At 39.2% G+C, this 10,412-nt stretch carries 7 protein-coding genes and 2 pseudogenes; 6 read left to right on the forward strand and 3 right to left on the reverse strand.

The genetic code is table 11. From position 1 onward, the window contains the following. Window positions 1-287: 287 nt before the first annotated feature. The 3 genes and pseudogenes from IM319_RS03165 to IM319_RS03175 all read left to right on the forward strand — a co-directional run bounded on the left by IM319_RS03165 (window position 288) and on the right by IM319_RS03175 (window position 2,673). Complete coding sequence (locus IM319_RS03165) at window positions 288-1,511, forward strand: ABC transporter substrate-binding protein (protein ID WP_287687510.1); 1,224 nt, start codon at window positions 288-290, stop codon at window positions 1,509-1,511. Window positions 1,512-1,834: 323 nt separating this feature from the next. Further along, window positions 1,835-1,960 (forward strand): annotated as a pseudogene (locus IM319_RS03170) (DUF4334 domain-containing protein); the annotation flags it as partial. Between the two features lie 62 nt (window positions 1,961-2,022). Further along, complete coding sequence (locus IM319_RS03175) at window positions 2,023-2,673, forward strand: methyltransferase family protein (protein ID WP_287077548.1); 651 nt, start codon at window positions 2,023-2,025, stop codon at window positions 2,671-2,673. Between the two features lie 247 nt (window positions 2,674-2,920). Here the strand turns inward: IM319_RS03175 and IM319_RS03180 are convergent, their stop codons facing one another. Further along, window positions 2,921-3,208 carry a helix-turn-helix domain-containing protein gene (locus IM319_RS03180; protein WP_287734614.1) on the reverse strand — a complete coding sequence of 96 codons (288 nt, stop codon included), beginning with the start codon at window positions 3,206-3,208 and terminating at the stop codon, window positions 2,921-2,923. Between the two features lie 468 nt (window positions 3,209-3,676). On the opposite strand from IM319_RS03180, the gene IM319_RS03185 reads away from it, so the two are divergent. Then, a complete protein-coding gene (locus tag IM319_RS03185; RefSeq protein ID WP_287734616.1) occupies window positions 3,677-5,488 on the forward strand; it encodes a proline--tRNA ligase in 1,812 nt (603 codons plus the stop codon). Window positions 5,489-5,548: 60 nt separating this feature from the next. On the opposite strand, the gene IM319_RS03190 is transcribed toward IM319_RS03185, so the two are convergent. Further along, window positions 5,549-5,806 (reverse strand): type II toxin-antitoxin system HicA family toxin, encoded by a 258-nt coding sequence (locus tag IM319_RS03190; protein WP_287734617.1) that lies wholly within the window; start codon window positions 5,804-5,806, stop codon window positions 5,549-5,551. Between the two features lie 60 nt (window positions 5,807-5,866). Next, window positions 5,867-6,887, reverse strand: a pseudogene (locus tag IM319_RS03195) (tetratricopeptide repeat protein). Between the two features lie 439 nt (window positions 6,888-7,326). Between IM319_RS03195 and IM319_RS03200 the strand changes: the two are divergent. Both IM319_RS03200 and IM319_RS03205 read left to right on the forward strand, forming a co-directional pair. Beyond that, on the forward strand, window positions 7,327-8,619 hold the full coding sequence (locus IM319_RS03200) for a sugar ABC transporter substrate-binding protein (RefSeq protein ID WP_287734618.1): 1,293 nt from the start codon (window positions 7,327-7,329) through the stop codon (window positions 8,617-8,619). 2 nt (window positions 8,620-8,621) lie between these two features. After that, window positions 8,622-9,932, forward strand: a complete 1,311-nt coding sequence (locus IM319_RS03205; RefSeq protein ID WP_287734619.1) for a mechanosensitive ion channel family protein — start codon at window positions 8,622-8,624, stop codon at window positions 9,930-9,932. The last annotated feature ends 480 nt before the right edge of the window (window positions 9,933-10,412 follow it).

Here is a 10,412-nt window from a genome sequence, read left to right on the forward strand (position 1 = left end):
CCAAATGCGTTTAACCGCTATGGGATAGAGAGGTGCGTAGTTCACCCAAGGAGAATTAATCTCTCGAAGTAAAAGTGAAGGGAATTTCTGAAATGGAATTCAGTCTGTCTATATTTGACTATACTTTTACTAACTATGAGACGGGGAGGTTAATCAACAAAATTAGGGGAAAGAAAGGGCGCTAAGGGAGCAAAATCGGTTCTGATCCCGTCGAGAATTTCGCTGAAATCAACCCGATTAGCGAAATAATAGTGTCATCAACAATATCAGCCTCCTGGAGAGTTAAGATGCTCAGAAAACGTTTATTAATCCCCTTAATCTTATCCCTAGTCACTTTTGGTCTAGTGGTGGCCTGTAATTCCGGCACTCCCACCGGTCAAACTAACCCCAGTCCCGCAGAAAACGCCGCCACTGCTGCTATTCCCATCGGTGCAGCTTTGGCTCAAACCAGCAATCTCGCCCTATTGGGACAGGAACAGGTGATCGGTGTCAAGATGGCTGAAACATATTTTAATAAAAAGGGCGGAGTCAATGGAACACCGATTAAAGTTATTATCCAGGATGTGGCTGGGGATGAACCGGGAGCGATCAACGCCATCAATACCCTGATCACTCAAGATAAGGTGGTGGGTATTCTCGGTCCGTCCCTATCCCAACAAGCTTTTGCCGCTAGTCCGATCGCCGATCGAGCCAAAGTTCCTATTCTCGGTCCGTCTAACACCGCTAAAGGTATCCCCCAGATCGGTGAATATGTGGGTAGGGTGTCTGCTCCTGTGGCTGTGGTCGCTCCCAATGCGGTTAAAACCGCTTTAAAAATCGATCCCAAGATTAAAAAAGTGGCTGTCTTTTTTGCCCAAAATGATGCTTTTAGTAAATCGGAAACGGAAACTTTTCAAGAAACCCTGAAGAGTTTAAATCTTGATATTGTCACCGTGCAGAAATTCCAAACCACCGATACAGATTTTCAAAACCAAGCCACCGCCGCTATTAATATTAAACCGGATTTAGTGGTTATTTCTGGTTTGGTTGCTGACGGGGGCAATTTGGTCAAACAGTTGCGACAATTAGGCTATCAGGGGTTAATTATTGGTGGTAATGGTTTAAATACTTCTAATATTTTCCCTGTTTGTCAAGCTCAATGTGATGGCATTATCATTGCTCAAGCTTATAACCCGGAATTAGATAGTCCTATTAATCGGGATTTTGTCGCCGCTTATACAGCAGAAAATAAAAAAGCACCGCCCCAATTTACCGCTCAAGCTTTTACGGGAATTCAAGTTTTTGTCGAGGCCTTAAAACGGGTAGATGATAAAAATAAACTCAGTACACTTTCCCTCGCACAAATTCGCCAACAATTAAATCAGGAAATTTTAGCGGGTAAGTATGTCACTGTCCTGGGAGATATTGCTTTTACTCCCGAAGGGGAAATCATTCAGGATAAATTCTCCGTGGCACAAATTAAAATGGATGCCGATGGTAAAAATGGTAAGTTTACTTTTGTGAAAAATTAATAAGTAAGTGGTTCTTCTCGTTTCTACCTCGTTGCAAGGGTCTCCCTTGCAACGCATTTCCAGAGGTTCTAGCTCTTGTGTAACCGATCAGGGAAGGGAGGAATATCCTCCCTTTTCTCATGCCAAGGTTCTACCTTGGCATGAGAAAAATATAAAGATTGTATTAAATTGTATTTTTAAATACAGTGCTGGGGTGGAAAGTGTGTTGTGTAACAATCCGCCAGTCTTTGGTGTTGGGTAGTGTGGTGTCTTAACCCAACCGACAAAACGGCGATCGCCGTTAACCTGACAGACCAGATTGGAAGCTTGTGCTGTTGATCTAGGATTATTTACCGATTAATGACTCTTTTCGGAAATTAGAGGACAATACCGTGCCAGTAATTATGGATTTTAACAACTTTCCCCGACCTTTCTTTTTTATTCTCAAGCGATGTCAAAGACCGGATTGAAACGTTAGTAGTTATAATTGTTTAGCACTCGATCAACAGGATTGATTTCTACTTTGAAGAAAATGAAGATAAAACACGCGATTAATTGGCATAAATTTCTGAGTTTTCTAATTATATTGGGCTTAATGGCTTTTTATAATAATTTTACCCCAGTCGCTTGGATATACCTTGCCCTGCACGGAACTTACGGTCTTATGTGGTTGATCAAGGATAGATTATATCCGGATCAACAATGGGAAAAAGAAATACCGTTGGCTATGGGAATATTTACCTTTATCGTTCTCGGTTTATATTGGGTTGCCCCTTTTATTATTGTTAGCGGGAAGGTCACGGCCGCCGCTCCTTTAATATCCGTGGCGATAGCGATCAATATTATGGGGGTATTTCTCCATTACGGTAGCGATGCCCAAAAGTATTTTACCCTTAAATATAGGGAAGGATTGATCACCGAAGGTTTCTTTAGTCGTAGTCGCAATCCCAACTATTTAGGAGAGATTTTAATTTATCTGAGTTTTGCCCTGTTAGCCCAACATTGGCTCCCTTTTCTGATTTTGGGGGGATTCGTCGCCGGGGTCTTCATTCCCAATATGCTTAAAAAAGACCGCTCCCTCTCCCGCTATCCTGAATTTGACGCTTACAAAGCGAAATCCGGATTGCTATTACCCAAGCTAATAAACTCCCGTCTGGATGCTCGCCAATCCACTCAAACCTAAGCAAAGTTAAGGTCTTTCTCGTAAAGATGAAGTATAACCTAATTTGCTGAGGAGATTAAACCGCACGGTGCGCTATTAAGTTTCATTTAGGGGGTATTAGACCGATGGAAGTGGAATAGTAGCATAGGGAAAGGTGCTAAACCGCAGGGAGCGGTTTAATTAATAATTAGGCTCTTCCCGCTTTGTATAGAACCTATTTGGTATCTCTCTTGTGACGCTTCACGGGTAAGAATTACAGGTATTTTGGCTAATTCGCTCTAATCCATACTGGGTAAGGATTTTGGGAAAGATACCAAATGGAATCTATCAAGTTCTTTTCGTTGCCTTCCTCAAGATATTTACACAACCAGGTTTGCACTGTGTTTCTATGATGCCCTAAACTTTTAGCTATCACCTTGATGGCGGGAGCTTTTTCTTGTTTTAGCCAATACAGCACTTGCAGTTTGTCTTTTTCCCTAGCGGTGGTTGCTTCTTTGATCCGTTGAGTTAATTCCTCTGCGCTTTCTTTGACTACTGTTGAGGTTACTCCTGCCATAATTTTTGAATAATAAGAGTTATGGTCGGTTAAGCGTCAAAACATCTAGGCTTTTCCTTGATGCTGGCAATGTAAACTTTGATTAAGAGAAAGACTTCTAGCTCCGATCCGATGTTATATTAATAATTGAAGCTAAGGAAAAAAGCTTCCCTGACAGATCAACTGGCAAGGTTATAAGGTCAAGTTCACAAAGGAGTAAACCCTGTTAAAGTTACATTCTGTCTCGATAACGACGATAACAGCGATCGACCTGAACGCTCATATTTCCTAGAGTAGAGAACAAGGGAGTTAGGCAATTGCAACTAAGGTTCAATGCGTCTCCAACCAGTCTCAAGTTGTGAGGGGAAATACCTGAGAATCGGTAAACTGATCGCTGTTATTGTTTGTCAACACAAGTAATTGATAATTGCAGTCGCTCTCCTTTGATGAGATAATAGAAAGTCTTCTGTTCAAAAGGATATCGATAGGATGCGACTCTCTCAACAGCTTTTTGTCACTCTCCGGGAAGACCCAGCCGAGGCGGAAATCCCCAGTCATAAATGCTTAGTCCGTGCCGGTTACATTCGTCGCATTGGCAGCGGTATTTACGCCTATTTACCCCTGATGTGGCGGGTTTTGCAGAAAGTCTCCCAGATAGTCCGGGAAGAAATGAATAAAGCCGGCGCCCAAGAATGTTTACTTCCCCAACTGCAACCGGCGGAACTCTGGCAAGAATCAGGCCGTTGGGACACCTACACAAAAGCAGAAGGGATTATGTTTGCCCTGACGGACCGGCAAAACCGGGAGTTAGGATTAGGACCGACTCACGAAGAAGTAATTACTGCCGTCGCTCGTGATTTAATTCGTTCCTATCGACAATTACCGGTTAATTTATATCAGATTCAAACTAAATTTCGCGATGAAATTCGCCCTCGTTTTGGTTTAATGCGGGGACGAGAATTTATTATGAAAGATGCCTATTCTTTCAATCTCGACGAGGAATGTTTAAAGAAAACCTATCAAGCGATGGATATAGCTTACCGCAATATTTTCCGCCGTTGTGGGTTAGCTTTTCGGGCAGTAGAAGCCGATTCTGGAGCGATTGGTGGTTCCGCATCCCAAGAATTTATGGTCTTAGCTGATGCCGGAGAAGATGAGGTTTTATTTACCGCCGATGAAAAGTATGCGGCTAATGTGGAAAAAGCCGTTTCTTTGCCGGCAGATAAAGTGGCTTCTCCCTTTAAAAAGTTTGCTAAAAAAGAGACTCCTAACACCAACACTATCGAAAGTTTAGCTAAATTTCTCGATTGTTCTGCCACCGCTATCGTCAAAAATGTTCTCTACGAAGTGGTTTATGATAGCGGCATAACTGTTTTAGTTTTGGTGAGCATTCGGGGAGATCAAGAGGTTAACGAAGTTAAACTACAAAATGAATTAATTAGACAGGCGAGCCGTTACAATGCTAAAACAATTTTGGCTTTAAAAATACCCGATGCTGCCGCTCAACAGAAATGGGCAACTAAACCCTTACCTTTAGGTTATATTGCTCCCGACTTAGAAGATAATTTGCTCAAAAAAGCCAGCGATATAGCTCCTCAATTTTTACGCATAGCAGACAACACGGTGACAGACTTAGAAAACTTGATCACCGGTGGCAATGAAACGGGGTTTCATTTAGTGGGGGCGAATTGGGGTAAAGATTTTATCTTACCGGAATTAATCGTCGATCTACGCAAAGCTCAGGTAGGCGATCGAGCTATTCATGATCCTAATCAAACCTTGCAAAGTGCTAGAGGAATTGAAGTCGGTCATATCTTCCAATTGGGCTATAAATATTCTCAGGCCATGAATGCTTTCTATACTAATGAAGCGGGAGAATCTACCCCCATTTGTATGGGTTGTTATGGCATAGGAGTATCCCGTTTAGCACAGGCAGCCGTAGAACAATCCTACGATAAAGATGGCATTATTTGGCCTGTAGCTATTGCCCCCTATCAAGCGATTGTGGTTATTCCCAATTTAGCCGATGCCGAGCAGGTAAAAACCGCCGAAAGTTTATACAATGAGTTAAATCAAGCGGGCATTGAAACCCTTTTAGATGACCGGGATGAACGTGCAGGAGTTAAGTTCAAAGATGCGGATTTAATTGGGATTCCCTATCGCATTGTCACGGGTAAATCTCTCAAATCGGGTAAGGTGGAATTAGTCGAAAGAGCCAGTAAAAAAGCGTCAGAAGTAGCAATTAATGAGGTGGTTTCCTATTTAAAAACTGCTATTTCAAAGGTAAATGCTTCTGATTAAGTGATTAAATATACAGATAATTTTGCCTGTTTAGGGGTTTGATGATCGAGGATGGCTGGTTTAAGGCATCAAAAACTGTTCCCTGTTGCCACTCAAAGACTTTTTCAGCATTACTGTTGGAGTGTTGGGGGATTTTTCTCTAAAGCAGCTAATAATTTGCTTAATTTCTTGAAAAACTTCTTCTAAAAAAGGAGCTTTTGAGATTACTATATTATCTTCACGGGGATTACTCCAAACGGTATGACTACCTTTACCGTGGCGATAGGTAAACCCTGCTTTCAGAAGTATAGACTTGAGTTCTCGTATTTTTTTAGGCATTTGCTATCTGCTGGAGTAATTTTATTGCAGTTTGAGCATTATTAAGGTATTACAAAGAATCTAGGCATGACGGAGGGATTGAATATATTCGACCATTTCGGGAGGAAAGCGTTGGCTTAATTCCTCATCGGGAAGTTGGGACAGCATCCGAAAATAATTCTTTCTTACTGTTTGAATGTTAGGGTGATTTTCGCCTAATGTAGCTATCAAAATAGCAATGGCTCTTTGATAGAGCAGTTCTGCTTCTGTGTATTTCCCTTGAGCGTAATAAAGATTTGCCAGATTGTTGAGACTGGTCGCCACATCAGGATGCTCTTTTCCTAATTGCTTTTCCCAAATCTCCAGCACTCTTTGATAAAGAGGTTCTGCTTCTGCGTATTTCCCCTGATCTTGATAAAGACTCGCCAGATTGTTGAGATTAGAAGCAACACTAGGATTATTGCCACCAAATAACTCTTCATGGATTTTTAATCCTTGTAAAAATAGAGATTCTGCTTGAGCAAAATTGCCTTGATATTGATAAGAAATACCTAAATTGCTCAAAGCATTGGCTTCTGATGTTTTATCACCAATTTGTTGGGCAATTTCTAATTGTTTTTGAAAATATTCAATTGCTTGCTGATATTGTCCTAAGGATTGATAAGTAATCCCCAGATTTCCGAAAGCATTTGCTAGGGCAAGAATATCGCCGATCTCCTGAGCAATTGCTAATTGTTCTTGAAGATGTGCAATTGCTTCTTGATACTGCCCTAAAGACTGATAAGCCGCTCCCAAATTACCTAAAGTATTCGCCTCCGAATACCGATCATTGATTTCTCTAATAATTACTAATTGTGGCTGAAGATATTGTATTGCTTCTCTATATTGACCCCAAGATTGATAAATAAATCATTGCTAACCGGCTAAGAGCAAAAACCTCAGATTGTTTATCACCAATATCCTGAGCTTTTTAAAAGAGCTTTTGATAGATTTTAGGATCATGTTTTTTGGGTGCAATCTGATCAAAGTTCTCAAGATTTAACTCTGTTTCATAATTACTAGCCTGAGCCGAATTAGTTTGATTTTTATTAATCTGAATCATCATCATCCTCCAATAAATTTAAAACTTGCTCAAATTGTGATTCTGCGGATTGAATTGCCTGAATCCATTCTGATAATTCTTTAACTGTTATACTAAATCCGTTGAGCATAGGCTACTTATAAGGACAGGCACTCATGCAATAGGCACTCATGCAAAAGGGGGAATAAATAATCAGTCTTTAATAACCAGATTTAGTATAAACTGGTTATTAGAGTGTTAGAAAATAAACTATGAAACTCGCTCTTTCCCTACTATCAGCTGGTCTTTACAAGTAATTTACATAACCATCAGCTTAACTCGCACAAATTTTTAACTGGGATTGTTGCTATACTGGTGGCTCTTGACAAAAGATCATGTTAATTATTTTTCTGATAAGGATTATTAGTCACCTTTTCATGTAATATGGGTCTATGGCAATATTTTCGAAGGATCACGAGCGATGCAATCCCTAATGCTCAGAGTTAAAACTGCTTGGAGAAGCAAAAAAGCAAAGATGATTATATCGCTCCTATTGCTTTTTATCTTGATGCCGATTTTTCTTTATGCTTGTTTTAGTGATCTTCCTAACCAATCATCGGAGCAACAGCAAGGAACCCTTTTGGTGTGGTATCCAGAAGAGGGCGATTTAACTGAAGTAGTAGGTCTCGGTTTGCAAGAGTTTGAAAAATTAAATCCGCAGGTGACAATTCTTGAACAAGCTATTTCTATCGATGAGATACCCGAACGTTTTTTTAAACAATCTCAAAGCGGATTAGGTGCAAGTGTTATTCTAATTTTTTCGAGAAATATACCCAGATTAGTATCCCAAGGAGTACTGGAGGAAATTGACCGGAAAAATCTAGATTTATCTATTTATAATCCCCCAACCCTGAAACAAGTTAGCTATCAAGGAAAAATCTATGGCATTCCCTTAGGTTCTCGTACTCGTGTACTGTGTTACAATCAAAAAAAATTACAAGTTAGTCCCGATCCGCTCCTGAAGCAACCTCCTACCAGTTTAGAGGGATTAGTGGAACGTGCGCGCAAAGGTTATTCTGTGGGGATAGTTTCCTCTTTTGAAGATACTTTTTGGGGAATGGCAATTTTTGGCAGCTATTTGTGGGATGATCAGGGTAGGCTGCAACCTCGCTTAGATGGTTGGGCAAAATGGCTAGAATGGCTAAAATTCGCCTCGTCACAGCCTAATTTTATCCTTAATCGTCAACGGGAATTACTTCATGATGCTTTTGCTAGAGGTCGCTTAACCTATTATGTGTGTAATTCTATTGAAATTGCCGATTTAAAAAACAGCCTCCAAGATGATCTCAGAGTCGCTTTACTCCCCCAAGAAACTCAAGGTAAAGCAGCACCAATTCTCTATACACGGGTGATGGTATTTAATCGCAATAATAGTGATAATGAAAATAGTTTGGGATTAGCTTTAGGAAAATTTCTCACCAATCCCGAACAACAATTACAAGCAATCATCCAAACAGAAAGTTTTATTCCCACTAATCGACGGGTGCAGATCGAAGGAAATTTACTACCGATTGAATCGGTATTATTACAACAATCTCAAAATGCCGTGGCAGTTCCTCTGGATGATTGGGAAAAGTTGAATAAAATTTTAGAAGAGGGAGAATTTTGGTATGAAAGAGCGATCGCTGGTGAAATATCTTCCTCAACAGCAGCCGAAAAACTGACACTTTATATTCAATCAGGTCTCGATCAGGAAGTCAGGAAAATAAATTAATTATGAACAACAATATTCCCTCTCTTTCGGAAATAATTGCTAACCAATTATTATTTTTAGGACGCAGAAATGTTCAAAACCAATTAACGATTATTTTTATATCTTTAATTCTTGCTTGGTTATTATCAAAATGGTTATGGTCTTACTTGAGAAAAAGATTTCCTCACGTCACCAGGTTGATTCACAGTGATAAAAATTTAACCCTCCGTCAATATTTTGCTATCCTGATAGAGTTTCTTAATTTTCCAGTTATTAGTCTAATTTTACTTGACTTAAATTATCTAATTTTTTTCAGTCAAAATTGGATAAGAGGAATGATTAGTTTATCTATAAAACTCCTGTGGTTTTATTTAATTTATCGTTGTTTATTAGCTGGATTATACGCCAAGTTTTCCGTCAATACAATTAAATATTATCATTTCCGGCTTTTAGCACCTTTATTGGTGTTATTTCTCCTGAGAACCATGATTGGTTTTTACAATAATATTCAGGAAATTGCCCAAGTATCTCCCTTCAATTTATTCAATAGTCCGATCACATTGAGAAGCATATTTATTTTGATAATAGCTCCCTATTTTCTGGTGATTATTGTTGTTCTTATAGAGACTATAATTCTGAGTATTGCCAATTTAAATCAGCAAGCTAGTCGCGGTGAAATTGAAGCAACTTTACTGTTAGGACGTTATTTTTTCATTGTCTTAGGTGTTATCATCATCTTGGGTTATGTGGGAGTTAATGCAACGGCAATAGCGGCAATTACTGGCGGTTTATCTGTGGGTATTGGTTTCGGTATGCAGCAAGTAGTCAGTAATTTTATTAGCGGTATTTTACTATTATTTGAAAAAGTTCTCAAACCTGGAGACATAATTAATATTGAAGGGCAAACTTCTCAGGTAAAAAAGCTAGGTATTCGAGCGACAACAGTGCAAATTCTTACAGACAATTCCGAAAAAATTATTCCCAATCAAAAGTTTTTTACTGAGGATGTCACCACCTATACGGGTAGTGATAACTTGATTTATTGTTCAATTGTTATCGGAGTTGGTTATCATTCTAACGCACAACAGGTGATGAATTTATTGCTAGACATTGCTGACCAACATCCTCATATACTTAAAAACCCGCAACCAGTAGCTTTTTTTCTTAATTTTGATCATTCTAGTTTAAACTTTGAATTAAAGTTCTGGTTGGATAATGTTAACAGGAAAAAGCGAGTAATTAGTGATGTTAATTGTGTTATTCTTGATAGGTTTACTCAACAGGGTATCGAGATTCCCTTCCCGCAGCAAGATATTCACATTCGCAATAATTAACCTGAGTTCGGGATCAGCTAAAACCCTGATGCTACCGTAGCCTGAAACTCCTATTCTTTCGTGGAAGCTATGGCAAAATTCCCTTAAACCGAACTGGCGTTAATTAGCAATTTATTCTGGTCAAAAAAACCAGCTGATTATTTTCATCTTAAGATATATCAATTCCCCTGATTAAATTCATACTAAATCCGTTGAGTATAGGCTACATATCAGGATAGGCAAAAGGGGGAATAAACAATCAGTCTTTAATAACTGGATTTAGTATCATATATTTATTGTTTTTTATTAATAGTTAATGTCTTGACATAAAAACAACTTTAATATACTATCTACCCTAGATAGGGTCTGCTGAATAAATCTAAAAACCTTGTTGGGTAAGACTTTTAGACTTTTTGTCAATCAAAAAGTACCGGACTGGGAGTGATCAGGGGGAAAATTCCGGGACTTTTTCCCTGAAAATTAGGTAGTTGACCACCTGAA

This window comes from Microcystis sp. M113S1, assembly GCF_020246945.1.
In the GTDB taxonomy this organism is placed as follows: Bacteria; Cyanobacteriota; Cyanobacteriia; order Cyanobacteriales; family Microcystaceae; genus Microcystis.